This is a genomic window from Ochrobactrum sp. Marseille-Q0166 (assembly GCF_014397025.1).
GTDB lineage: Bacteria > Pseudomonadota > Alphaproteobacteria > Rhizobiales > Rhizobiaceae > Brucella.
Map to the genome: position 1 here is coordinate 2,284,451 of NZ_JACJUO010000001.1, position 23,697 is coordinate 2,308,147.

Here is a 23,697-nt window from a genome sequence, read left to right on the forward strand (position 1 = left end):
GGGAAATGCATGTGATGAACATCGATAACATGGCCCCGGAGCGGGGCCAGGACAATGCACAGACGGTAATCGACATTAAAGACCTGTCTTTGGTCTTTGAAACCAATGACGGCCCGGTTCACGCGCTGTCGAACATCAATCTCGACATCAAGCGTGGCGAGTTTGTTTCCTTCATTGGTCCTTCGGGCTGCGGGAAGACCACCTTGATACGTGTTGTAGCCGACCTCGAACGTCCCACATCCGGCTCTGTGACAGTCAATGGCAAGACGCCTGAACAGGCACGGCTTGATCGTTCTTACGGCTATGTGTTTCAGGCGGCAGCGCTGTTTCCGTGGCGTACCATTGAAGACAATATCAGTCTCCCGCTCGAAATCATGGGGTACAGCGCTGCCGAGCGCAAAACGCGGATTGAAAAGAACCTTGCACTGGTGAACCTTTCTGGCTTCGGAAAGAAATTTCCATGGCAGCTTTCCGGCGGGATGCAGCAACGGGCATCAATTGCCCGCGCGCTGTCGTTTGACCCCGACATGCTGCTGATGGATGAGCCATTCGGCGCACTGGATGAGATCGTGCGTGACCACCTCAACGAACAGCTTCTCAAGCTATGGGCGGCAACGCAGAAGACTGTGATCTTCGTGACCCACTCCATTCCCGAAGCTGTATTTCTGTCCACCAAGATCGTCGTGATGAGTCCGCGTCCGGGGCGCATTCATGAAATTATCGACTGCGATCTGGGGCCGGATCGCACGCTCGAAATTCGCGAAACGGAAGCGTTTGTCAAAATCGCCCATCGCGTGCGCGAAGGGCTTCGACTGGGGCACGCGCATGACGAATGACCCAAACATAGCTGCTGAAGGAAGCCTGTCATGACGGCTTTTTTTCGCGACAAGTTTTTTCCGGTTGCCACCGTTCTGGTGGTCATGATTGCGATCTGGTACGCATTTACGGTCTATCTCAACGCGCCTTTTGAACGTGATCAGGCCGCGCGTAGCGGAACCGAAATCGCGTTTTCAACACTTGTGGCCAACACGATGCAGCAGGATCGGCCGGTGCTGCCCGCTCCCCATCAGGTGGCCAATGAGCTTTGGAAAACAATTTTTGCCGTCAAACCCAGTTCCAAACGTAGCCTTGTTTATCATGGCTGGGTGACGCTCTCATCAACCTTGCTCGGCTTCGTGCTTGGCTCGGCGCTTGGCGTGCTGCTGGCGGTCGGCATTGTGCATTCGACAACGCTTGATAAAAGCCTGATGCCGTGGATCATCACTTCGCAAACCATTCCCATTCTCGCCATAGCGCCGATGATCATCGTGGTTCTGAATGCGATCGGCATTTCCGGGCTTTTCCCGAAGGCCGTTATTTCAACTTATCTTTCGTTTTTTCCTGTCGCGGTGGGGATGGTCAAAGGTCTGCGTTCGCCCGACGTGATGCATCTTGACCTGATGCGGACTTATAACGCCTCGAAAAATCAGGTGTTCTGGAAATTACGCTGGCCGGCTTCGATGCCGTTTCTGTTCACTTCGATGCAAATTGCCGTCGCGATCAGCCTTGTTGGCGCTATCGTCGGTGAATTGCCGACCGGTGCGGTGGCAGGTCTTGGCGCCCGATTGCTGGCCGGTTCCTATTATGGCCAGACGGTTCAAATCTGGGCGGCGCTGGTGCTGGCAGCTTTCATGGCATCTATCCTTGTCGGGCTGGTGGGTATTGCCGCAACCATGGCCAGAAGACGTATGGGTATAAAGCCGGAAAAGGCGGCATCATGATTATCAATGTTGGTATTATCGTCGTCATGGTTGCCGTGTCCTGGTTTGTTGTGCAGGGGCTGGCGAGTGTAAAAATCCGCAATGCGCAGGGGCAAAAGCTGATTGATATTGCCGTGCCAGCCCTTTTTGGCATTGCCATGCTGGTGCTGTGGGAAGTGGCGGTTCGGATTTTCAACGTGCCATCGGTTCTTTTACCCGCACCATCGGCCATCGCTGCGCGGATAAGCTCATCTGTGCCAATCCTTTGGGCCGACTTCCAGCAGACGTTTCTAAAGGCCGTCATCATCGGCTATGTCGCAGGATGTGGTCTTGGCTTCATCACCGCGATTATTGCGGATCGTATACCTTTTTTGCGCAAAGGATTGTTGCCGCTTGGCAATCTTGCTGCCGCCCTCCCCATTGTCGGCGTCGCGCCCATTATGGTGATGTGGTTTGGCTTCGACTGGCAGTCGAAAGCCGCGGTTGTCATCATCATGACCTTCTTCCCGATGCTTGTGAATACGGTCGCCGGGCTTGCCGCCAGTGGCTCGATGGAACGTGACCTGATGCAGAGTTATGGCTCCAACTATTGGCAGACACTCATCAAGCTGCGTCTGCCTGCGGCCATGCCCTTCATCTTCAATGCGCTCAAGATCAATTCGACGCTCGCTTTGATCGGTGCCATCGTTGCGGAATTTTTCGGAACGCCGATTGTCGGCATGGGCTTTCGCATATCCGCAGAAATTGGCCGTATGAATGTCGATATGGTCTGGGCCGAAATCTTTGTAGCCGCTCTTGCGGGGTCGCTCTCTTATGGGCTGATCGCGCTGATCGAGCGCAGAATGACATTCTGGCACCCTTCATACAGAAGGGCATGAGCCTGAATATTTGGCATCTGCAAAAATAAGGCAGAGCCTTAACCAGAGGAGAACTGAAATGAAAAAGGCGATTTCTCTATGCCTTGGAACAGCCGGACTGGCGCTCGCGCTCATGAGCAGCTCGGCAATGGCGGCGGACAAGCTGACCTTGCAGCTCAAATGGGTGACGCAAGGGCAGTTTGCCGGTTATTATGTCGCCAAGGACAAGGGCTTTTACGAAGAGGAAGATCTCGATGTGGAGATCAAGCCGGGCGGACCGGACGTGGCTCCGCCACAGGTCATTGCCGGTGGTGGTGCCGATGTGGTGGTGGACTGGATGCCGTCAGCCCTCGCCACCCGCGAAAAGGGCGTTCCGCTCGTCAACATCGCGCAGCCCTTCAAGAAATCCGGCATGATGCTGACCTGCCGCAAAGAAACAGGCATTACCAAACCAGAAGACTTTAAAGGACGCACGCTGGGTGTCTGGTTCGGCGGAAATGAATATCCGTTCCTGTCATGGATGAGCCATCTCAATATTCCGACTACGGGCGGCGCTGACGGCGTAACTGTATTGAAGCAGGGTTTCAACGTCGATCCGCTGATCCAGAAGCAAGCCGACTGCATTTCGACCATGACCTATAATGAATATTGGCAAGTGATTGATGCCGGTATTCCAGCGGATCAGCTCGTCGTGTTCCCTTATGAAGAACAAGGCGTCGCCACGCTTGAAGACGGGCTCTACGTTCTTGATAAGAGCCTTGAAGACCCGGCGATGGTCGATAAGCTGGCTCGCTTTGTCCGCGCTTCGATGAAGGGCTGGCAATACGCGTCAGAGCATCCTGATGAAGCTGCGGAGATCATTCTCGAAAATGATTCATCCGGTGCGCAGACGCACGAAGTTCAGGAGCGCATGGTCAAGGAAATCGCCAAGCTGATCGATGGTTCAGACGGCACGCTGGATGTGGCCGCTGCCGACCGCACTGTTGATACTCTGCTTGGTGGCGGCTCTGATCCCGTTATCACCAAGAAGCCGGAAGATGCATGGACGTCCAAGATCACAGACGCGATGAAGAAGTAACAAACACACGAAGATAAAGGCCCGGGATTTCTTCCGGGCCTTTGTTTATTTCAGCTTATCTTCCAGAGCGACCGCCCTCACCAGCTCACGTTCCAGCCGTGCTTCTTCTTCAACCTTTGGCTTGGTGAAGCGTCCAAGTAGAAGATAGGCAACCGGCGTCACAAAAAGCGTGGCAATCGTTGCAAGGCCAAGACCGCCAACGATAACCCAGCCAAGTGCCACACGCGCTTCCGCACCCGCACCACTTGCCAGCACCAGCGGCACACCACCCAGAACAGAACAGATCATCGTCATACAGACCGGGCGCAGCCGGATATTGGCCGCTTCTTCGATGGCCTGACGGAGATTCATGCCCTTGTCGCGCAGCTGATCGGCAAATTCGACGATCAGAATACCGTTCTTGGCCATGATGCCAACCAGCAGCACTAGCCCGATCTGGCTATAGACGTTGAGACTGGTGCCGGTGAGAATCATTGCGAAGACCGCACAACCAAGGCCCAAAGGCACCGTCGCCATAACAATCAGCGCACTAATAAAGCTTTCAAACTGGGCAGCAAGCACCAGCAAGATGATGATGATTGCAAAGCCGAAGACCAGCGCGATCCCGCTGGACGTTTCACTGAGCGTGGAAGCTTCTGCAAGCGGGATGATATAGCTGCCCGCTGGAAGCAAAGGAGCTGCGATTTCCTTTGCAGCTGTATAGGCATCGCCCAGTGCAAAGTCGCTGCGAAGATCGGTTGTAATTGCAACAGAGCGCTGACGCTCTTCACGGTTCAACTGCGGCGGCACTGCCTTTTCAACAACGGTGGCAATAGATGACATCGGTACATAGCGGCCGTCACCCGTTTTGAGGAAAACGTTTTCAAGGTCAGTCGGATCGTTGATCGGATTGGTGGTTGAAACAAGCTTCACGTCAAAACTTCTGTCGCCCACATAAACCGAGCCGATCTTGCGACCATCCAGAACAGCCTGCACCGCATTGGCAAGTCCGGTAATATCGATGCCGAGATCGGATGCACGCTCGCGGTTGATCTCAACGGAGAGCTGCGGTTGCGTTGGCTCGACCGCAAGACGCGGCTGCACAAAACGCGGATCTTTTTCAAGAGCTGCGACAACCGCATTGGCAGCTGGGTCAAGCTTGGCATAATCGCTGCCAACGATTGCAAATTGCAAACCATTACCTGCCCCTCGAATACCGAGGCTGTTTGGCTGTGCGGAGAAAATGCGGACCGCTGTTATATTGCGCAGACGGGCGTTGATATCCGCCATGATTTCTTGCTGAGAACGAACGCGCTCATTCCACGGCGCAAGTGTCAGCACCATAAAGCCATTGTTGGATGAGCCGCCCGAACCGGCAATACCATAGGTGGTCTGGATTTCACCACTGTCGCGAAGAGGCTGCAGCTGTTGCTCGATCTTTTCGATCTGCGACTGAAGGAATTCAACACTTATTCCCTGCGGACCATTGATACGAAGAAGGGCAACCGCGCGGTCTTCCGTCGGCGTCAGCTCCTGTCGCAGCATCCCGTAGCCGACATAGGAGGCACCGGCGAAAAGCACAGCCAGCAGCACGACAATATAGGGTGCCGAAAGGCAGGCATGAAGGCTTTTGCGATAGAATTTCGCGAGGCCGCCGCCGATCCGTTGCAGAAATTTCGGGCCATGCCCATGTTCTGCCGATTCACTGCCTTCTTTCAAAAAGCGCGATGCAAGCATAGGACAAAGCGTCAATGCCACAACCGATGAGAGCAGGATAGCAATCGCCAGCACGAAACCGAACTCACGGAACAGACCACCCGCCTGCCCCGGCAGGAACGAGATCGGTACGAAAACAGCCACAAGGGTCAGCGTTGTTGCGACAACCGCGAAGAACACCTCTTGCGTGCCAAGCACGGCAGCCGCTCGCGGCCCCATGCCTTGATTGCGTCGCCGCACGATATTTTCGAGCACAACAATCGCATCGTCCACCACGAGGCCCGTGGCAAGCACCAGCGCCAGAAGTGTGAGAATATTGACCGAAAAACCTGTCAGATAGATCGCTGCAAACGTACCAATAAGGGCCACAGGCATGGCCAAAGCGGGGATAAGCGTTGCGCGGATATCCCACAGAAACATGAAGATAATAACAACGACGATGATCACCGAAGCAATCAACGCAATTTCCACTTCATGAATAGCGCCCTTAATGAAGTTCGCATCATCACTGGTCACGGTGATGCGAACCCCTTCCGGCAACGTGTTCTGAAGATTGGCGACAGCCGCACGAACGCCTTCGGAGATGTCGAGTGTGTTGGATTGCGCCTGACGCACAATACCAAGCCCGATAGCCGTCTTGCCATTGGAGCGTACGGCGGAGCTCTCGATATCGGGCCCAAGAGTGACCGTTGCGACATCGCGAATTTGCGTTCGGCCTTTGATATAGACATTTTCAAAGTCTTCGGGCCGCTCAAGATTAGCCGTCGCACGCACAACAATCGACTGATCGGAGCTGCGCAACGAACCCGCGGGAGCATCAAGTCCCATTGACGAAAGAGCACTCGAAATATCGGCGATCGTCAGACCATAGCTTGCGAGCCGTGCCTGATTGATGTCGATGCGAAAAATCTTATCGCGATCACCGTTGATCTGCACATCGGCTACGCCCGGTACAGCCGAAAGCACGTCCTGAACCTGATCTTCGACCAACACCGTCATATCGTCGACAGCCATCGTGTCAGACGTCACTGCGAGACGCATCACCGGATCGGCGTTGGAGTCAGCCTTGATGATGCGCGATGGATCGGCCTCGTCCGGCAGATTGTTGGCGACGCGTGAAATTGCATCGCGCATATCCGCAGCAGCCACATTGAGATCGACGCCGTCATTGAATTCCACAGTGACGCGGCTGCGTTCAAAAGATGAATTCGAAGAAATCGACTTCACGCCTGAAACGCGTGCAACCGCATTTTCCAGCACCTGCGTCAGCTGCCGGTCAATCGTCTCAGCCGAAGCACCCTTAAAATCCGTACTGATCGTTACAACCGGACGATCAACATCCGGCAGCTCTCGAATATCCACGCCAGTGAAGGCTGCAAGGCCCGCAACGATAATGAGAACATTGATGACGAATGCAAAAACGGGGCGTCGAATGAAAAGCGCTGTCGAACCGCCAGTATTGCCTGATGAAGACTTAGGATTGCTCACGCTTTATCCTCGCCCTGCAACATGGCTTTTATCGGATGGATCAATGCGGGCAGTACCCTGCTGCTCATTCTGCAAACGTACCGGCGCATTTTCACGCACTGTTTGCACCCCCTGTGTGACGATCATATCACCTTCTTTAACCGCACCATCGATCAGGATACTGGTGGCGTTGCGCTGCACGATGCGTGCAGGGACTTTCCTGGCTGTGCCGTCCTCTACACGCCAGACATAGGAACCATCAGAGCCCCATTGGATAGCCAGTGGATCGACCGAGGAATAACTGTCGCCGGGAAAGAGAACCGTCACAGAAAACGACATGCCTGCGCGTAGCCGATCCTCATCATTGTTAACTTCAGCGCGCACATGCAGCGTGCGGCTTGCCTCATCAAGCATGTTATCCACTGCGCTGATGGTCCCCTCATAACTCACGCCGGGAAAAGCTGTCGACTCTGCGCTCAGCGGCTGTCCAACCTTGATCTGCGGCGCAAAACGTTCCGGCACCCAGATATCAATCAGCACTTTCGAACGATCATCAATGCGTGCAATGGACGTCTGCGCAGTGACGTAATTGCCTGCATTGACCGGAAGAATACCCACAACGCCGGAAATCGGTGCGCGTACGGTGCGACGACTTAGTGCCAGCTGCGCATCTTCAAGGGCCAGCTTTGCATTTGCCAGTGCGAGATCGGCTTCCACTTCCTGCACGACTGTTGCCGTATTGGTAGAACGCAGACGCGCGATACGCTGACGGGCGGCTTCGGCATCTTTGAGCGCAATCTGCGCTTTACTGACAGCAATCGTCTCTGTTTCGTTGTCGAGAATTGCAATCGGATCGCCTGACTTGATCGTATCGCCCGCCTTGACAAGCAGCTCATTCATATAGCCACTGGAATAAGGTGTAACCGAAACCGTGCTCAATGCGCGTGCCGAACCAATAGCAGTCAGGCGGTTGTTGATGGTTTCCTCACCGGCCGGTTCAACAACGACAAGGGGAGCTGGACGAGCACCCGAGCCACCATGCCCTTGCTGCGTGGGAGCACTGTCTGAAGCAGTCAGCGTTGAAGAATCTTTGTTCTTATAAAAATACCAGCCGCCAATGGCGGCAATGATAATAAGCAGGCACAAAGAAATCTGCTTCCAGGACTTCATTCAACTCTCCGGCAGAGCGCTATCGAGTGGTTCGAAAGGCATCTGATTCAAATATTTACGTTCATGCTGGCAGCTTAATACCCGCAAAGAATATCTAAATGATGATCGCGCCAATAGGTTGCATTCTTATGCAGAATGCACGGCATCACGGATTTTCCCACATGTGATAGTGCATACTGAGATTCCGCGCGTCGAGTTAAATTTCGGTAATACTCACGAGCAATAGGCCGCAACAGGTTTAATTCAATCGAATAAAGCCAGTTGGAATTATCTTGCGTCACCTTATATAGATTGCAACATTTGGACCAAACGCATTGTGATGAGCGGACTGGGCAGGACTAGGTTGCTTGGCAATCATGAAACCTCCCCCTTGGATTTAACGTATGACGGCTGTTGAAAAGACCATTGCCAGAGGTGACGTCGTCGCGGATGCGATCACGGGCCCGTCTGCTATGTCTCAGCCGCAGGACGATAAAAAATCGGCGACACAGTTTACCCGGCTGCACTGGCGAAACCGGCTATCCAGCAAGTTGCTTATTCTCACCGCCCTCGCCGTATTGATTGCCGAAGTTCTTATCTTCGTGCCATCCATCGCCAATATGCGCGTTCGCTGGATGAATTCACGTCTCGATACGGTGGCGGCCGTCAGTGACGTGCTTGTTGCCAGCGGCAATATCGATATTCCACGCGAGGTACAGGATAAGGTATTGCTGGCGACCGGCACCAAGGCAATCGCCCTGCGAGAGGCTGGTGCCTCCAATCTGCTTGCGATGAGTGAGATGCCTGGAACCATCGATCAGGTCATTGATCTTAATAATATCAGCGAAGCAGCAGCCATATGGGACGCGTTTGGCACGCTTTTTAATGGCGGCAACAGAACCTTACGGATTTACGGTTCAGTTCCACCCAACGACCCATCGGGGCAGATTATCGAAATTGTTACGTCTGACGCCCCCTTGCGTCACGCAATGCTCAGTTACGCAATCAATGTGGCCTTGATCTCGTTGCTGATTTCAATAATTGCCGCGAGTCTCATCTATCTTATTATTCATGAAATGCTGCTCAGGCCCGTCCGCCTTATGCATCGCAACATGATCGACTTCGCCTCAGCACCAGATAACCCAACCAAAATTCTTGTCCCGGAAAACCGAAAAGACGAATTCGGCATTGCTCAACGGCAAATTGCCCATATTCAAAGCGACCTGCAACGCACCCTCAAAGAACAGAAGCATCTTGCTGATTTGGGTCTCGCTGTTTCCAAGATTAATCATGACATGCGTAATATTCTGGCATCAGCTCAGCTTATGTCGGACAGACTTGCAGACACTGATGATCCGGCAGTCAAACGGTTTGCACCAAAACTCATTCACACGCTGAGCCGCGCGATCAATTATTCAGAGAGCGTGATGGCCTATGGACGCTCGCAGGAGCCACCACCCAAGCCGCGGCGAGTACAGCTTTCTACCGTCATTCTTGATGTGCAGGAAACGCTCAATCTCAACAAGGAGAGCGGTATCCAGTTTGAAAATCTCATCCCCGGGGATTTCGAACTCAATGTCGATTCCGAGCAACTGTTTCGTGTGCTCCATAACCTATGCCGAAATTCGGTGCAGGCGATGGAACGCGACAAGCGCAGTGATGTTTCCACGGTAAAGCGCCTTACCCTTTCTGCGGGCAGAATCGGAACCACGACTATTATCGGCGTGGAGGACACCGGCCCAGGCCTGCCACAGAAAGCACGCGACAATCTCTTTACTGCTTTCAAGGGTTCGACACGCAGCGATGGCACTGGCCTTGGCCTTGCGATCGCGCAGGAACTGATCCGTGCACATGGTGGCACGATCGAATTGCGTGAGGACCGTCCGATTGGTGCACATTTTGAAATCCGTCTACCCGACCTTCCAAACTGGAACGACAGAAGAAGCAGCCAATCACAGGATGAAGGTGCCTGATTTTTAGAGTACTGCCAAAAAATGTGCGTGAAATCAGAATGTTGCAGCATGTGATTCCTGCCCGAGACTATGTTTGGACGGGTGAAGGCTGGGCATTTCCCGTCATGAGTTAGTTTTCCACGCTCGAGTACACAGAGAAAAAGCCCGGAATTCCGGGCTTTGACAAGAAAACTTCACAGAACTTCATTTTTTTCTAAGAAGAAGCTTGCATTTAGCAATCTGTCCGATTATCAACCGCCCATCGCCGCAGCAGACGCGGCACAGGCAAGCACCCGTAGCTCAGCTGGATAGAGCACCAGACTACGAATCTGGGGGTCAGAGGTTCGAATCCTTTCGGGTGCGCCATTTCAGTACAGAACTCTTAACGCCGAACGCCGCCGGTTTCCCGCTTGAAGCGGCGACCAGCGTTCGCAGCAATTCCGACTTCGATCCCATGATGCGAACCTCGTCGTCGGCGACCTCGACACGCTGCGCCAAAGCACGCAGGTGGTCGCGGCGGTAGCCGCCATTTTCCAGTCGGATGCGCTGGCGGGCCGTGCTGGCGAAGGTCTTGAGCATGTCGGGGCTGATGCCCTGATTGCCTGAACTGTCGAGCGCGAGCTGTGTGCGCTCGGCGTCGGCGGCGGCTTGATCCCGCAATGCCTTGAGGCTCGCCATGCGCTCTTTCGCCATGGCATCGTCCTTGTCCACTATGCCGGCTTCGATGGCGTCAAAGAGCCGGCCAAGCCGCTGGTCGGTTTCCGTGATTCGCCTGTGAAGCTCGGCTAGATGCTCTCGGCGGCGCTCGGTGCGCTCCTGCCTGCGGTCGATGACGCTGGCGAGTATGGTTTCCAGCCGCTTGGGCTGGAGCAGGCGATCCCCGATATGATCAGCGACCAGATGGTCCAGCTTGTCCATCGGGATCGTGCGGCCCTTGCAGCCGGTCTTGCCCTGCCGTGCCTTGGTCGAGCAGGTGTAATAGCGGTATGTCTGCCCAGCGCTGCCCCGGCCGGTGCGAAGCGTCATCGCACCCCCGCATTTGGCGCAGAAGCAGATGCCGGTCAGGAGCGTGGGACCACTCGACACGCGCGCGGGCGTCACCATGGGATTGCGGGATTTGAGGCGGGCTTGCACCGCATCGAATATCTCGCGCTCGATTAAGGGCGGCACCGCCATGATGGCGACCTCGCTTTCCGGCTTCTTCTCCCGGTCCTTGTGCGAGCGCGTGTTGAACCTGTGCTCTCCGATATAGGTGGTGCGGGTTAGAATGGCGTGGATTTGCGCCAGCCCCCAGCGCCCGCCGTCACGGGTGAAGAAACGGCGCTCGTTGAGATAGGTGGCGATGGCCTTGACGCCCATCGCGCCGGACGTGCCGTCGCCTTCAAGGAACAGGCGATAGATCAGCCGCACGGTGTCGGCGTGCAACGGGTCGATCTCCAGTTTCTTTTTGATCTTCGATCCCCGCTGCTCGGCTGCGACGATGCGGTAGCCGATGGGCGGCCGTGCGCCGTTCCAGAAACCTTGCCGGGCGTTCTCGTTCATGGCGCGCAGGACGTGCTTGGCGTTCTCTTTCGATTGATACTCGTCGAACAGCGCCATGATCTGCCGCATCATCTGGTGCATGGGATCGTCGCCCATTTCCTGCGTGATGGACACGAGCTTGACGCCGTTCTTCGCCAGCTTGCGAACGTAGAACTCCATCTCGAAATGATCGCGGAAGAAACGCGAGAAGCTATGTACCACGACGATATCGAACGGTGCGGGCTTGGACGTGCCCGCCTCGATCATGCGTTGAAACTCGGGGCGCTTGTCGTTGGTGGCGGTTGCACCCGGCTCCACATAAGTCTCAACGAGTTGATAGCCGCGTTGCTCGCAATAGGCTTCACCCTGCCGCTTCTGGTCGGGAATGGAAATATCATGCTCTGCCTGCCGGGCGGTCGAAACACGAAGATAGAGGGCGGCGCGCACCCCGTTCAAGAATTGGGGTGCGGTCACGGCAGAAGCCTCCTTCTCAAATCATCGGCATGGCCCGAAAAATTCGTCGAACAGATCGCCGAACCAACGCTCGAACACGTCAATCTCGGCTTCGGTGACAGGAACGTCTTCGGGCCAATCGTCGGTGACGCGCATCCTCTGTCCATCCGGACCGAGTAGTGGCGTGTCGATGGCTCGCGTCCGGCCGTCCGGTGTGGGATCGTCGACGTAGTCGAAAAGATCGTCGGGAAGTGGTTCGAGGGTCGACTGTCGTGGTCGCCCTTTGCGGGCGCGGCGGCGCTCTGCGCACATGGAATCCTCCTTGGTTCAGCATGGGATTCCGGGCGATTGGAAGCCTCGGAAATAGCGAACCATGGGAGGCGGATAGACAGCCTGTAGCGTGCCGTATTTGCATTGTCGTGCTGGCGGCACCCCACGGTCGAAGGAAGCCGCCAGCGGATCGCTAATCTACACATGGGTCGACCTTGTATTGTCATTGCTGCGGGGATGAAGCGGGAGGACGCCCCATATTGCTTGCGAGCGTGAGCAGGTTGCGAAGTGCGGCGCTGCGGTTGGACGGCGACCAGACGGCCGAGAACGTGATTGGCTCCGGCTCGTCGGCGAACGGCAGAAAGACGACGCCGGACGTTGGCAGCAACGCCGTAGCCGCGCCGACGATGGTGATGCCGAAGCCCTGTCCGACCAAGGACAACAGGGTGCCGCGCCCTACGTCAAAACGCAGAATCGACGGCGCGGGCCAGCTTCCGGCGAGGCGCAGAACGATGTGGTCATGCGCTTGCGAGCCGGTGCCGCCATGCCGGACAAGGAACGTCTCTCCGACCAGATCGGTCCAAGTGATTGCTGGCTGTCCAGCGAGGCGATGCCTATCCGGCAGCACAGCCATCAGCGTTTCAGTACAAACTGGGCGCGTATGGCAGTCGGGAAGTTCGGGTGTGCCCGCCACGAATACTATGTCCAACATGTCGGCGCGAAGCTGCATAATCGTATCGCGGGCTGTGCCCTCCGCAATCTCGACCTCGATGCCGGGATTGTCTTCCCGATACCGCCCAATCAGATCGGCGAGGAAGCTACCGGGGATTAGGGCATGGATGCCGATGCGCAAGCGGCCACATTCGCCCATGGCCGCCATGCCTGCGGTCTTCACCGCATGGTCGATTTGATCGACGCCGGCCGCTAGCCGCTCGACAAAGTGGCGTCCGGCGTCGGTCAACCGAACGCCACGCGCATGGCGCTCGAACAGGAGGATGCCAAGGTCTTCCTCCAGCGCCTTCACGCGGGCGCTGACGCTGGATTGCGCCACGCCGAGCGCATTGGCGGCGTGGCGGAAGTTCAGATACTCGGCGACGGCAAGCGTCTGGATCAGCGAAGTCATGGGAATGCGCGACCCGAGTGCGGTCGGCTGTCCCCATGGACGATCATTCATCGGTGCCGATCGCCGCCGCATGATGGTCGACTACTTTCTCGTCGCCACACCGGCGGCGAAAATGCCGAGCAGAGTGAGGAGCGCGATGCCGAGCGTAACATAGCGTGCGGAGTCCACCGCAGAATCCCCGCCTGCCATCATCAGTGCTCCGGCGAGTGCGGATGTGATCGAGAAGGCGATAAGCTGCGTAATGGTGATAGCCGCTGCCGCCTTGCCCCCTTCGGCGGGGTCATGGGTGCTGCTCATCGCCGCGACACCCAACAGCGGCCATGCCAGTCCGATGCCGACGCCGGCAACCGCAAGGACGGCTGCCCAAATCAACACCATCGCCATGTCGGCACCTGCGACCTGTAGCAGGCCGTAGGCGATCAATCCCGCCGTCAGCAGCAGCGGGCCGAGGCGGATAGCGCGGCGGCGCCCGCTCTCGCTCTTGACCGACACGATGAAAAGCTGGGCGATGACCCATGCCAGCGACAGAACCGCCCCGAGGAAACCGGCGATCAGCGGGGACAGGCCGGCCAGTTGCTGGCCGAACAGGGGGATGAAGTTCTCCACCATCACGCCCGCGCTCAGGGCAGCGACCGTGAGATAGACCCATTTCAGGGAGTTGCCGCGCCGATAGGTGATGTGGGGAAGGATGGTTTCCTTCGACCGCCGCTCCACGACGACGAACAGCCAGAGCAGCACTAGACCGATCCCGACCGCCACCAATGTCGGCCAGCCCATCGGCACAATGGCACTAAGGCTGATGGCGACGGTTGCGAGGACAAGCGGAATGAGAGACGCGACGGGGACGGGGGAGCGATGCCCAGAGCCGGCCATGCGTCCAAATGCACGCTGCGCGATAATTCCGAACAGCAGCGACACCACGGCTAGCGCACCATAGGACCAGCGCCAGAGGCCGAGTTCTGCGAACACGCCGCCGAGCGCCGGCCCGAACAACGTGCCCAATCCCCACATGGCTGACACGATGCCGGTCGCCCGCGCCCAATGGCGTTCGGGGAGCGCGGCACGGATCACCGCATAGCCAAGCCCTGCCAGCAAACCGCCGCCGAGTCCTTGCACGACACGACCGACGATCAGCAGTTCCATCGTCGGGCTGGCGGCATTGGCCGCTGCGCCGAGCGCGAAGACGACGAACGCCGCAGCATAGGCAAGAGCCGGCCCCTTCCAGTCAAGGATGCGGCTGACGAACAGCGAGGCCACGATTGCCGAGATAACGAACGCAGTCGTCACCCACGCATAATATTGCTGCCCGCCAATATCCGCGACGATTGAGGGCATGAGCGCGGCGGTGAAATAGAGGTTCATGGCATAGAGCAGGACGCCGCTTGCCATGACCAGAACGATGGCGAGATGACGGCCGGACAGAAGATCGGACCATCCGTCCAGATGCGCCGCAGGCGCGTTTGCGGGATCGGCCGGGCCGGCCGGAGTTGGTGAGCTATTCATGGGGGATACTCCGAAACGGGCGAAGTTCAGTTAGCTGTGCGCCGCGCGACCAAGGACAGGCCCAGCACGATAAGCGAAATCAGCAGGACGATGCTGGGCGCGACCGCATGGTCGTAATCGGCGTTCACCAGTGTCGTGAGGGCGGCGGCGGCCATCACCATCGCGCCAAGGCCGGCTCCATAGAGGCGTGAGATAGCGCGGATGAGCAACAGCCCGGCCGCCAGCTCGAGAATGGCGGTAATGTAATGGAACCAGCCGGGGTAGCCCCAAGCCGCATAGGCCGTAGCGTTTTCCTCGGAGATGAAGGTATTGCCGTAAGCGCCGAACAGGAAGAAGGCCGCCAGAAGCCAAGCCAGACTGGTCGATATGATAGGAAGGGATTTGTTCATGTCGCCTCGCAGGATCGACGATTGCCCTTGCCCTGTCCGGACAGTGGACGAGCCGGCAAATTCGTCATAGATTGAGTGATCACTCTAGTTATGATCGCAGCAAGGTCAAGCTATATTAGAGCGATCATTCTATGAAATGGAGGCCCCGATGGTGCGCAAGGTCGTTCCCGAGCAACACGAAGGCAAACGTCAGGAGATTTTGGCGGCGGCGCATCGTTGCTTTTTGCGCCACGGCTTACAAGGCGCGTCGATCTCCATGATCTGCAAAGAAGCGGGGATGAGCCCGGGCCATCTCTATCACTACTTCCCAAGCAAGGACGCCATCGTCGAACAGATGGCCCATGACTATCTGACGATGCTGCACGCTCACTTCAAAGCCCATACCGAGGATGAAGGGACGGCGAAAGTATTGCTCTCCGAACTGTGGAGCATGAACGGATGGGACGATTTGGCTCACTGCCGGATCACATTCGAACTGCTTGCAGAGGCAGGGAGAAACGAGAACATCCGCAAGATCATGATCGACAACACCGATAGCGTTCGGCAACTCCTGTCGGAAACCCTGAAAGCCGGGCAGGCGCGCGGCGACGTCGATACGGGTTTTGACCCCGATCAGACCAGCGCTGTGCTTGTGTCCATTCTCTACGCCGCTCCCATGCTCCCGCTGATCGCAACCGATGTTGACTTTGATGAGAGCCGCAATCTGATTGCAACGATGATCAGGCGGTTCTTGCAGCCTCCCAAATGAGGCATCGCGCGCTGTAGGCCGATCCCTCTTTGCGTTTCCAACTGCCACGAAACCGATCCGCCCTGCACGATACCCATGTCCTCGCTGCCGAGCTGGTGGTCGATACAGGATAGCGTGAGGCTGTCAGGCGATCCTCTTGACCTGCGCGAAAAAGCTCTTGGCCTTTGCCGGCCTTCGGCGTGTCGGATCGGATGCGGCCGGGCTTCGGACGGAAGCGGTTTTCGTCGTAGGCGCTCATGAGCGTGACTCCTTCCAAAACCGTCGGAAAACGGCCTATCTGCGCCTATGGTGCCGCTCGAAACCCCGCAAAGCCAAGGCTTTGCGTGAAATCGCGGCACGCTGCCCCTCAAAACCATGGTGCCGGAATCGGACGCCTAACCAGTGTGCAGACAACAACAATTTCCGGAAGCGGCCCGACATGGTGCCGTCTTCTTTAATCTTGCCCTCCGAAACCCCGCCCCTTTTTGCCCAAAAGGCCAATTCTCGATCTTGCACTGAACGCGCCGATATCCTGCACGCAACTGCGAAGACGCGACGGGAGCAGATGAGCGGCCCGCTGGAGCGACCGTCAAGAGTCTGGCGTAGGCGGGCCGCTCATCTGCGGTGGTGCAGCGATATCGCTTCGCCCATGATGCGATCCGCTAGCGTGGATTGCCCCGCGCAGGGCCAAACGAGGCAGGATTTCATATTGATTTCACAAATTGCCTTTTGTGAAATGATATGGTAATTGAAGCAGATGGAGGCGCGGATGGACCAAAATGTCGTTTACCTGCACGGAAGGCCTGAGCCAGTCGGCCACTTTCTGCGCATTGGAAACTCTGGACACCGCCAACTCGAAACCCTGCTTAGCTCAGGTAAGATGATGGTGGATCGTGTGGTTGTAGACGCTGCTGCCGTTGGGCGGCAGCGCGATCTAATGGCGTCAATAGCTGAGGCCGGCGGCGAGTTAATCCTCGATACCAATGTGGCTGAGCTGTCATCGGTTGGAAAGTTTTCAGGAGCCGCCAAGTCTGCTCCATGGGCGAATCCATTGTCAGCACTCACGGCTGATGATCTGCGCCCAAACGCCAATCGCGATGTGATAGGGCAAATCGCGCGCTTTGCGGTGGAGCATGGTTTTCACATGGTGCAGGCCCCTACGCATATGCTCGAAGGGTCGCCGGACTCCATGTTTGCGATAGATAGAGCCGCAACAGTTGCATTGCGTGAGGCGCTTGATGCGGAAGGCGGCAAACATATCGGAATCAATTATCCGTTGATGATAAAGACGGCCTCTCTTCGCGATCCTGTGCAGAGGCGTGCTTTTGTAGCCGGACTTCACGATCTCCCATTCGATAATCTTTGGTTTCGGGTATCGGGCTTTGGCGCAGACGCCTCTGCCGCTGGTCTTCGCCGATACATAGCGGCAGTGATGGACTTTCTGCGCTTGGAGCGCCCGATTGTCGCTGACGGCGTTGGCGGGCTGGCCGGACTTGCTGTTGTGGCATTCGGAGCAGCAGGTGGTATTTGTCATGGAGTTGCCGAAAAGGAGCGATTTGACGCGTCCGATTGGAGCAAACCTCCCAAGCCTAAAGGAGCGAGCTTCGGCCGCGAAAAGCGAGTGTTGATTGGGGCGATCGATAGATTGCTGAGTGAAAAGCAGTTGGATGCTCTCATGGCTGCGCCGGGCGCTCGTAAGGCATTGAGTTGTAGTGATCGCTCCTGCTGCCCTCACGGTCTGGATGATATGCTGAAAGACCCAAAGGCACACTATCTGAGGCAACGTTCTCGGGGTGTGCAGGAATTATCGGGGGTTCCAGAAGCGCGCCGTGCTCAACACTATCTAGATAAACTGCTTACACCAGCAGAGCGCTCCGCACGAAATGTGGCGAAGCTCAAGGTAGAGGATGACGGCCTACGAAAAGTGCTGGAGAAAAGCAGCGAACGATTAGAGAAGATGCATTCTGTGCTGGATGATCTCAATAGCACAATCAAAGACTCTCCGCGTTCGCGCGCGCCCCGGCGTCAGCATCAAGGTTCATCTGCAGCTGCGTCTAGGAAGAAGTAACAATGAGTACCGCAGTTGCACGTATCCTCGATGATCTCCGCTCACGGGGTGGCCTTCAAGGTAAGGACATAGCAAATATTGTCGATGTCTCAACCGCGACTGTTTCGCGCTGGACGCGTGGGAATGGATCGCCAAACTTAAGAACGCAGACGATTATTGCCGATTTGCGTTACGTGGTTGATAGGTTATCGGATTTTTATACCGCCGATGAAACACGACTCTGGTTGCATTCCCGACACCCGCTTTTGAACGGTGAAAGAGCCATTGATTTAATAAATGCTGATCGAACAGAGGAAGTGCTCGCCGTGATCGAGCGCCTCGACGCTGGCTCTTATATCTGAGTAGTCGATGGCCGAACGACGCGCACGTGATATCGAGCTTCTTGATGTTCTAGATGCCCATACTGGTGTCTCGTTCGAGGGCGATGTATGGCGCATAGTACGCGCCGAGCGTGATGTGCTGGAAGGGTTTGCGTCCAAGGCGAGATGGGATCCAGGAACGTTCGACGTACTTTATACGTCGCTCGAACGTGATGGCGCGCTAGAAGAAATTCACTTCCATCTAAGTCGGCAACCCGTATTCCCTTCGAAGTTGCGCTCGGTCCTGCATAGGATATCGGTAAGAACTCGTCGAACGCTTAAACTCGCTGACTTAGGAGCCCTGGCCGAGCTAGGCATCACTCCCGAGCGTTATGGGGAGTTGAGCTATGAGCGCAGCCAAGAAATCGGAGATGCCGCCTTTTTCTTGGGATTTGATGGTATACTAGCCCCCAGTGCAAGATGGGACTGCCAAAACCTAATCCTGTTTATGGATCGGATGGAACCTAGCGATCTCGCTGTCCTTGAATCTGAGCCCATAGACTGGGCAGATTGGAGGAGGACTCGTCAAGAAAAGCGCGGGAGGTAGTGTTTCAGGGGCAAAGAGAGTGCTGACTGAAATCTATCGCATTTGATTCCTAAGATTATTTCTATGGTGTGATTTTATAGGGCTATAGCGTAAACGTAGCTGTCATCTTCACCCGTTTGGGCGCGCCATTTTTTCAAAGAAAAAGAATTGAAAATCGTAACAGTGAGTTAATAAGCTTTCTGTTTAATTTCAATGATTTATGATATTGTCACCACTCATCCCAAAACATCTCGAAATAAAGATACTGCTTTTCGCTGCGCGATAAGAGTTCGTGCGTAGCAGAGCCGAATGCATTTTAAGCAAACGTGAATAAACGCGTCAGTTTGTCAGGCTTCATTCTGATTTTTATTGGTGAAGATAAACGTTTTATTCCCATCTTGGGAAGAGACTGGTGCTGCGAGAGAGGATTGAACTCTCGACCTCTCCATTACCAATGGAGTGCTCTACCACTGAGCTACCGCAGCATTCTCTTGAACGCGGCGGACTTCTGACACATCATTACGCAAATCGCAAGCAACCAATTACAATTATTTACACATAATGTGGAAATCACATCACCTCCCGCATCAAAGCGGCTTTTCGCGGGCTTTTTGCCGTAGTAAACATATTTCATGAGCGAAAAAGACAAACAAAACAGCAAACAGAGCCAACCGGACTCGCGCGAAAAACGCCGGGCCGAGCAGTTGCGGGCGAATCTCATGCGACGTAAAGTGCAATCGCGCTCAAGGCGTGCCGGTGATGCAGATGAGCGCAATGACGGAATTACTGCCGGAAAACAGAGCAATGATTAGTCAATCTGTTCACAATGTGCACGTGTAACTTTAAATCTTACCTTTTTAGCACATGAGTATGTTGTGCAGCCTTTCTTGAAGATAGCGAGCAGCTGCGATAAAAGCGCAATTCAATTCTTGCTGGCGTCGCCGCACGACGATGATTCGTGGTCGACGTAATTTCGCCGCAGGAGCAGTCAATTTCATAATGCAACGCTGCGAGTCACCTGACCGCAGGATTTGCAAAATTCGGTTGCCGGGCAACAGCTTCGGCCCAGAAGGTGAAACAGCATGGATCGCATCAAAATCGTCGGCGGCAATAAGCTCAATGGCGTTATTCCTATTTCTGGCGCGAAAAATGCCGCGCTGCCATTGATGATCGCTTCGCTTCTCACCGACGATACGCTGACACTCGAAAATGTGCCGCACCTCGCCGATGTTGAGCAGCTCGTCCGTATTCTTTCCAATCACGGCGTTGACTATTCGGTCAACGGTCGCCGCGAACATCAGAATGGTGCTTATTCGCGCACCATCCATTTCACAGCCCGCAACATCGTTGATACTGTTGCTCCCTATGAGCTGGTTTCCAAGATGCGGGCGAGCTTCTGGGTCATTGGACCATTGCTTGCACGTATGGGCGAAGCAACCGTTTCGCTGCCTGGCGGTTGTGCCATTGGCACACGTCCCGTAGACCTGCTGCTCGAATGCCTCGAGGCGCTCGGCGCACAGATCGACATTGAAAACGGCTATGCAAAAGCCCGTGCGCCAAAGGGCGGACTTGTTGGCACCCGTTACCGCTTCCCGAAAGTCTCGGTCGGTGCAACCCATGTCATGCTGATGGCTGCGGTACTGGCCAAGGGCGAAACGATTATTGAAAATCCTGCTCGTGAACCGGAAGTTGTCAATCTGGCCGACTGCCTGAACGCAATGGGTGCAAAAATCACCGGCGCAGGCACCGAAACGATCCATGTTCAGGGCGTAACAAGCCTATCGGGCGCGCGCGTTCGCGTTATTCCTGACCGTATCGAAACCGGTACCTATGCCATGGTTGTCGCGATGACAGGTGGCGATGTCCTGCTCGAAGGTGCGCAGGCAAACCAGTTGACCGCGGCACTCGACACGCTGCGTCAGGCCGGTGCCGAAATCACCGAAACCAATAGCGGTCTGCGTGTGGTTCGCAATGGACACGGCATTCACCCGGTTGATGTCACCACCGATCCATTCCCTGGTTTCCCGACCGATCTTCAGGCACAGTTCATGGGCTTGATGACAAAAGCGAAGGGTACTTCGCACATTACGGAAACGATCTTTGAAAATCGTTTCATGCATGTTCAGGAACTGGCACGCCTTGGTGCCAAAATTTCGCTCTCTGGTCAGACTGCAACTGTTGAAGGCGTTGAGCGCCTCAAGGGTGCACAGGTTATGGCTACAGATCTGCGTGCATCTGTTTCGCTTGTTATTGCAGGCCTCGCTGCCGAAGGCGAAACGATCGTCAACCGCGTCTATCACCTTGATCGCGGCTTTGAGCGTCTTGAAGAAAAGCTCTCGCGCTGCGGCGCGAATGTCGAGCGCATCAGCGGGTAAGGATTCAAAAGCCGGATTTGCCAAAAGCAATTCGGCTTTTCTTTCACTTTGGACTTATTAATCAACAGGCTGAAAAGCCTGTCGATTTTTTTGTGCTGGCATGTAAAGTTGCACACATGACATCTGAAAATAGCAGGGAACAATGCCGGATATGGAAATGTTGAAGCTTGTGGCGCTGGATGAAGAAGATTTGCAGGTCCTGTCCGCCCATCTTCAGGATGCGGTTCTGAAAGTTTCAGACCTTCAATATCTGGCGCAGGACAAGCGTTTTGTGCTGAGCGTCAACCGTTTTGCGTGGGAAGAAGCCAAGCCCAGGCTTTTTCGCAAGCCACAATATCAACGCCGCCGTACCACCTTGCACTTCAACCGCGTCACCGCTGTCAAAGGCAGCGGTATCGACCGCCAGAAGACGGAGGAGGTTCTTTCACTGCTTGCCATTCGCTTTATTCCCGGCGAAGCGCCGGCTGGCACAATCGAACTGACTTTTTCCGCAAATGCAGCTATCCGTCTCGATGTGGAATGCATTGAAGCGCAGCTGACGGATCTTGGTCCCGCTTGGGAAACAAATACTCTGCCGCGACACGACGCCTGATTGCTGCCGACAATTGCTTCGCATAGCTGATGGGCATTGCCCAGACTGAAAATTAAAGGAATACCAGCGTGGTCACGACGCTCAGACAAGCCGATGTCGATTTTGAACAGAAATTTGCAGCTCTCCTTGCTGGCAAGCGCGAAGTGTCGGAAGATGTGGATCGTGCTGCGCGCGAAATCGTTGATCATGTACGCCGAGAAGGCGATGCAGCACTGATAGACTATTCACAGCGGTTTGATCGGATTGATCTGAACAAGACCGGCATCCGCGTGACAGACGCTGAAATCGATGCCGCTTTTGATGAGGCGCCTGCTTCGACGATTGAAGCTCTGAAGCTTGCACACGAGCGCATTGAAAAGCACCATGCGCGGCAATTGCCAATAGATGATCGCTACACGGATGCGCTTGGCGTTGAGCTTGGTTCGCGCTGGACAGCGATCGAGGCGGTTGGCCTTTATGTGCCGGGCGGCACGGCAAGCTATCCAAGCTCGGTATTGATGAATGCCGTTCCCGCGAAGGTTGCCGGTTGTGAACGCATCGTCATGGTTGTGCCCTCGCCTGATGGCAAGCTCAATCCGCTCGTTCTGGTTGCCGCACGGCTTGCGGGTGTTTCTGAAGTCTATCGCGTTGGCGGTGCACAGGCTGTCGCAGCTCTGGCCTACGGTACAGAAACCATTGCGCCGGTTGCAAAAATCGTCGGCCCGGGCAATGCCTATGTCGCGGCTGCCAAACGCATTGTTTTCGGCACGGTCGGCATTGATATGATTGCCGGACCTTCGGAAGTGCTGGTGATCGCCGACAAGGACAACAACCCGGACTGGCTGGCCGCAGACATTCTTGCACAGGCCGAACATGATACGGCTGCGCAATCTATCCTGATGACCAATGATGAGGCTTTTGCAAAAGCTGTCGAAGAAGCCGTTGAGCGTCAGCTCAAGACCTTGCCGCGCGCAGAAACGGCAGCTGCAAGCTGGCGCGATTTTGGCGCTGTCATTCTGGTCAATGATTTTGAATCGGCCATTCCGCTGGCAAACCGCATTGCCGCCGAGCATCTGGAAATCGCCACCGCTGATCCGGAAGCGCTTTTGCCAAAAATCCGCAATGCCGGTTCGGTATTTATCGGCGCCTATACGCCGGAAGTGATTGGCGACTATGTGGGCGGCTGTAACCACGTTCTGCCAACCGCACGTTCGGCGCGATTCTCGTCCGGCCTGTCGGTGCTGGATTACATGAAGCGCACATCACTTCTGAAGCTTGGACCTGATCAGTTACGTGCTCTGGGACCGGCAGCCATTGAAATTGCCCGCGCAGAAGGCCTAGATGCCCATGCACAATCCGTTGCTATTCGGCTCAATCTATGAGGGATCATGACTGCCGGCGCTCCTAATGCCCGTCTTATCGACGTCGAGCTCGATGAAACCATCGGCCGCTCAACGCCTGATGTCGAGCATGAACGCGCTGTCGCAATTTTCGATCTGATTGAGGAAAACACTTTTCACCCGGTCGGAGATGATACGGGTGGTCCTTACAAGCTCAAACTCTCTTTGATGGAATCTCGGCTGATTTTTTCCATCATGCGGGAAAGTGGCGATATCGTCGCGACTCACATTTTGTCACTGACACCTCTTCGACGTGTGGTGCGTGATTATTTCATGGTTTGCGAAAGCTATTATGAAGCCATCCGCTCAGCGACACCCAGCAAGATTGAAGCCATCGATATGGGACGGCGCGGCTTGCACAATGAAGGTTCACAAGTTCTGCAAACGCGACTGAACGGTAAGATTGAAGTCGACTTTATGACTGCTCGGCGGCTTTTCACGCTTGTCTGCGTGCTGCACTGGCGGGGCTGATCCT

General features: G+C 55.5%; 20 protein-coding genes, 2 tRNA genes and 1 pseudogene. 15 read left to right on the top strand and 8 right to left on the bottom strand.

Annotated elements, in window-relative coordinates:
- The first annotated feature begins 14 nt into the window (after window positions 1-14).
- Genes H5024_RS10970 through H5024_RS10985 form a run of 4 tightly spaced genes read left to right on the top strand, consistent with a single transcriptional unit; the run spans window position 15 to window position 3,674 of the window.
- Window positions 15-836 carry an ABC transporter ATP-binding protein gene (locus H5024_RS10970; RefSeq protein WP_187546383.1) on the top strand — a complete coding sequence of 274 codons (822 nt, stop codon included), beginning with the start codon at window positions 15-17 and terminating at the stop codon, window positions 834-836.
- Window positions 837-866: 30 nt separating this feature from the next.
- A complete protein-coding gene (locus tag H5024_RS10975; RefSeq protein ID WP_187546385.1) occupies window positions 867-1,760 on the top strand; it encodes an ABC transporter permease in 894 nt (297 codons plus the stop codon).
- On the top strand, window positions 1,757-2,617 hold the full coding sequence (locus H5024_RS10980; protein ID WP_187546387.1) for an ABC transporter permease: 861 nt from the start codon (window positions 1,757-1,759) through the stop codon (window positions 2,615-2,617). The genes H5024_RS10975 and H5024_RS10980 overlap by 4 nt, the downstream gene beginning before the upstream one ends.
- Before the next feature lie 58 nt (window positions 2,618-2,675).
- Window positions 2,676-3,674, top strand: a complete 999-nt coding sequence (locus H5024_RS10985) for an ABC transporter substrate-binding protein (protein WP_187546389.1) — start codon at window positions 2,676-2,678, stop codon at window positions 3,672-3,674.
- Window positions 3,675-3,719: 45 nt separating this feature from the next.
- Here the strand turns inward: H5024_RS10985 and H5024_RS10990 are convergent, their stop codons facing one another.
- A complete protein-coding gene (locus H5024_RS10990) occupies window positions 3,720-6,857 on the bottom strand; it encodes an efflux RND transporter permease subunit (protein WP_187546392.1) in 3,138 nt (1,045 codons plus the stop codon).
- Between the two features lie 3 nt (window positions 6,858-6,860).
- Complete coding sequence (locus H5024_RS10995; RefSeq protein WP_187546394.1) at window positions 6,861-8,006, bottom strand: efflux RND transporter periplasmic adaptor subunit; 1,146 nt, start codon at window positions 8,004-8,006, stop codon at window positions 6,861-6,863.
- A 467-nt stretch (window positions 8,007-8,473) separates the two neighbouring features.
- Here H5024_RS10995 and H5024_RS11000 point away from each other — a divergent pair.
- Together H5024_RS11000 and H5024_RS11005 are read left to right on the top strand one after the other, a co-directional pair.
- A pseudogene (locus tag H5024_RS11000) lies at window positions 8,474-9,958 on the top strand (HAMP domain-containing sensor histidine kinase); the annotation flags it as partial.
- Window positions 9,959-10,226: 268 nt separating this feature from the next.
- Window positions 10,227-10,303, top strand: a tRNA-Arg gene (locus tag H5024_RS11005).
- Here the strand turns inward: H5024_RS11005 and H5024_RS11010 are convergent.
- The 5 genes from H5024_RS11010 to H5024_RS11030 all read right to left on the bottom strand — a co-directional run bounded on the left by H5024_RS11010 (window position 10,274) and on the right by H5024_RS11030 (window position 15,196).
- Window positions 10,274-11,932 (bottom strand): recombinase family protein, encoded by a 1,659-nt coding sequence (locus H5024_RS11010; RefSeq protein ID WP_348770681.1) that lies wholly within the window; start codon window positions 11,930-11,932, stop codon window positions 10,274-10,276. The genes H5024_RS11005 and H5024_RS11010 overlap by 30 nt on opposite strands.
- Before the next feature lie 21 nt (window positions 11,933-11,953).
- Window positions 11,954-12,223 carry a hypothetical protein gene (locus tag H5024_RS11015; RefSeq protein ID WP_187546796.1) on the bottom strand — a complete coding sequence of 90 codons (270 nt, stop codon included), beginning with the start codon at window positions 12,221-12,223 and terminating at the stop codon, window positions 11,954-11,956.
- Between the two features lie 181 nt (window positions 12,224-12,404).
- Window positions 12,405-13,304, bottom strand: coding sequence for a LysR family transcriptional regulator (locus H5024_RS11020; RefSeq protein ID WP_210309616.1), 900 nt, complete (start codon window positions 13,302-13,304; stop codon window positions 12,405-12,407).
- A gap of 81 nt (window positions 13,305-13,385) precedes the next feature.
- Window positions 13,386-14,807 (bottom strand): MFS transporter, encoded by a 1,422-nt coding sequence (locus tag H5024_RS11025; RefSeq protein ID WP_187546401.1) that lies wholly within the window; start codon window positions 14,805-14,807, stop codon window positions 13,386-13,388.
- Between the two features lie 26 nt (window positions 14,808-14,833).
- Window positions 14,834-15,196 carry a DoxX family protein gene (locus tag H5024_RS11030; protein ID WP_187546403.1) on the bottom strand — a complete coding sequence of 121 codons (363 nt, stop codon included), beginning with the start codon at window positions 15,194-15,196 and terminating at the stop codon, window positions 14,834-14,836.
- 148 nt (window positions 15,197-15,344) lie between these two features.
- Between H5024_RS11030 and H5024_RS11035 the strand changes: the two genes are divergently transcribed.
- From H5024_RS11035 to H5024_RS11050, 4 genes are all read left to right on the top strand, one after another.
- A complete protein-coding gene (locus tag H5024_RS11035; protein WP_187546406.1) occupies window positions 15,345-15,944 on the top strand; it encodes a TetR/AcrR family transcriptional regulator in 600 nt (199 codons plus the stop codon).
- Window positions 15,945-16,692: 748 nt separating this feature from the next.
- Window positions 16,693-17,991: a hypothetical protein gene (locus H5024_RS11040; protein ID WP_187546408.1), complete on the top strand. Its 1,299-nt coding sequence runs from the start codon at window positions 16,693-16,695 to the stop codon at window positions 17,989-17,991.
- A 2-nt stretch (window positions 17,992-17,993) separates the two neighbouring features.
- Entirely contained in the window at window positions 17,994-18,332 is a 339-nt protein-coding gene (locus H5024_RS11045; RefSeq protein WP_187546410.1) for an antitoxin Xre/MbcA/ParS toxin-binding domain-containing protein, read from the top strand.
- A gap of 7 nt (window positions 18,333-18,339) precedes the next feature.
- Complete coding sequence (locus H5024_RS11050) at window positions 18,340-18,897, top strand: RES family NAD+ phosphorylase (protein ID WP_187546413.1); 558 nt, start codon at window positions 18,340-18,342, stop codon at window positions 18,895-18,897.
- Between the two features lie 389 nt (window positions 18,898-19,286).
- Here the strand turns inward: H5024_RS11050 and H5024_RS11055 are convergent.
- Window positions 19,287-19,361: transfer RNA gene (locus tag H5024_RS11055), tRNA-Thr, on the bottom strand.
- Between the two features lie 147 nt (window positions 19,362-19,508).
- Here H5024_RS11055 and H5024_RS11060 point away from each other — a divergent pair.
- The 5 genes from H5024_RS11060 to H5024_RS11080 all read left to right on the top strand — a co-directional run bounded on the left by H5024_RS11060 (window position 19,509) and on the right by H5024_RS11080 (window position 23,693).
- Window positions 19,509-19,688, top strand: a complete 180-nt coding sequence (locus tag H5024_RS11060) for a hypothetical protein (protein ID WP_187546416.1) — start codon at window positions 19,509-19,511, stop codon at window positions 19,686-19,688.
- A 270-nt stretch (window positions 19,689-19,958) separates the two neighbouring features.
- Window positions 19,959-21,251, top strand: coding sequence for a UDP-N-acetylglucosamine 1-carboxyvinyltransferase (gene murA / locus H5024_RS11065; protein ID WP_187546418.1), 1,293 nt, complete (start codon window positions 19,959-19,961; stop codon window positions 21,249-21,251).
- Between the two features lie 151 nt (window positions 21,252-21,402).
- Window positions 21,403-21,843: a DUF2948 family protein gene (locus H5024_RS11070; RefSeq protein WP_187546787.1), complete on the top strand. Its 441-nt coding sequence runs from the start codon at window positions 21,403-21,405 to the stop codon at window positions 21,841-21,843.
- Between the two features lie 68 nt (window positions 21,844-21,911).
- A complete protein-coding gene (gene hisD, locus H5024_RS11075) occupies window positions 21,912-23,204 on the top strand; it encodes a histidinol dehydrogenase (protein WP_187546420.1) in 1,293 nt (430 codons plus the stop codon).
- Between the two features lie 6 nt (window positions 23,205-23,210).
- A complete protein-coding gene (locus H5024_RS11080; RefSeq protein WP_187546422.1) occupies window positions 23,211-23,693 on the top strand; it encodes a UPF0262 family protein in 483 nt (160 codons plus the stop codon).
- Window positions 23,694-23,697: the final 4 nt, after the last annotated feature.

Excerpts from the sequence above, each read along its gene's own strand:
- H5024_RS10970 (WP_187546383.1), top strand. The coding sequence starts at position 15 with ATGAACATCGATAACATGGCCCCGGAGCGGGGCCAGGACAATGCACAG.
- H5024_RS10975 (WP_187546385.1), top strand. The coding sequence starts at position 867 with ATGACGGCTTTTTTTCGCGACAAGTTTTTTCCGGTTGCCACCGTTCTG.
- H5024_RS10980 (WP_187546387.1), top strand. The coding sequence starts at position 1,757 with ATGATTATCAATGTTGGTATTATCGTCGTCATGGTTGCCGTGTCCTGG.
- H5024_RS10985 (WP_187546389.1), top strand. The coding sequence starts at position 2,676 with ATGAAAAAGGCGATTTCTCTATGCCTTGGAACAGCCGGACTGGCGCTC.
- H5024_RS10995 (WP_187546394.1), bottom strand. The coding sequence starts at position 8,006 with ATGAAGTCCTGGAAGCAGATTTCTTTGTGCCTGCTTATTATCATTGCC.
- H5024_RS11015 (WP_187546796.1), bottom strand. The coding sequence starts at position 12,223 with ATGTGCGCAGAGCGCCGCCGCGCCCGCAAAGGGCGACCACGACAGTCG.
- H5024_RS11020 (WP_210309616.1), bottom strand. The coding sequence starts at position 13,304 with ATGACTTCGCTGATCCAGACGCTTGCCGTCGCCGAGTATCTGAACTTC.
- H5024_RS11025 (WP_187546401.1), bottom strand. The coding sequence starts at position 14,807 with ATGAATAGCTCACCAACTCCGGCCGGCCCGGCCGATCCCGCAAACGCG.
- H5024_RS11030 (WP_187546403.1), bottom strand. The coding sequence starts at position 15,196 with ATGAACAAATCCCTTCCTATCATATCGACCAGTCTGGCTTGGCTTCTG.
- H5024_RS11035 (WP_187546406.1), top strand. The coding sequence starts at position 15,345 with ATGGTGCGCAAGGTCGTTCCCGAGCAACACGAAGGCAAACGTCAGGAG.
- H5024_RS11040 (WP_187546408.1), top strand. The coding sequence starts at position 16,693 with ATGGACCAAAATGTCGTTTACCTGCACGGAAGGCCTGAGCCAGTCGGC.
- H5024_RS11045 (WP_187546410.1), top strand. The coding sequence starts at position 17,994 with ATGAGTACCGCAGTTGCACGTATCCTCGATGATCTCCGCTCACGGGGT.
- H5024_RS11050 (WP_187546413.1), top strand. The coding sequence starts at position 18,340 with ATGGCCGAACGACGCGCACGTGATATCGAGCTTCTTGATGTTCTAGAT.
- H5024_RS11060 (WP_187546416.1), top strand. The coding sequence starts at position 19,509 with ATGAGCGAAAAAGACAAACAAAACAGCAAACAGAGCCAACCGGACTCG.
- murA (WP_187546418.1), top strand. The coding sequence starts at position 19,959 with ATGGATCGCATCAAAATCGTCGGCGGCAATAAGCTCAATGGCGTTATT.
- H5024_RS11070 (WP_187546787.1), top strand. The coding sequence starts at position 21,403 with ATGGAAATGTTGAAGCTTGTGGCGCTGGATGAAGAAGATTTGCAGGTC.
- H5024_RS11080 (WP_187546422.1), top strand. The coding sequence starts at position 23,211 with ATGACTGCCGGCGCTCCTAATGCCCGTCTTATCGACGTCGAGCTCGAT.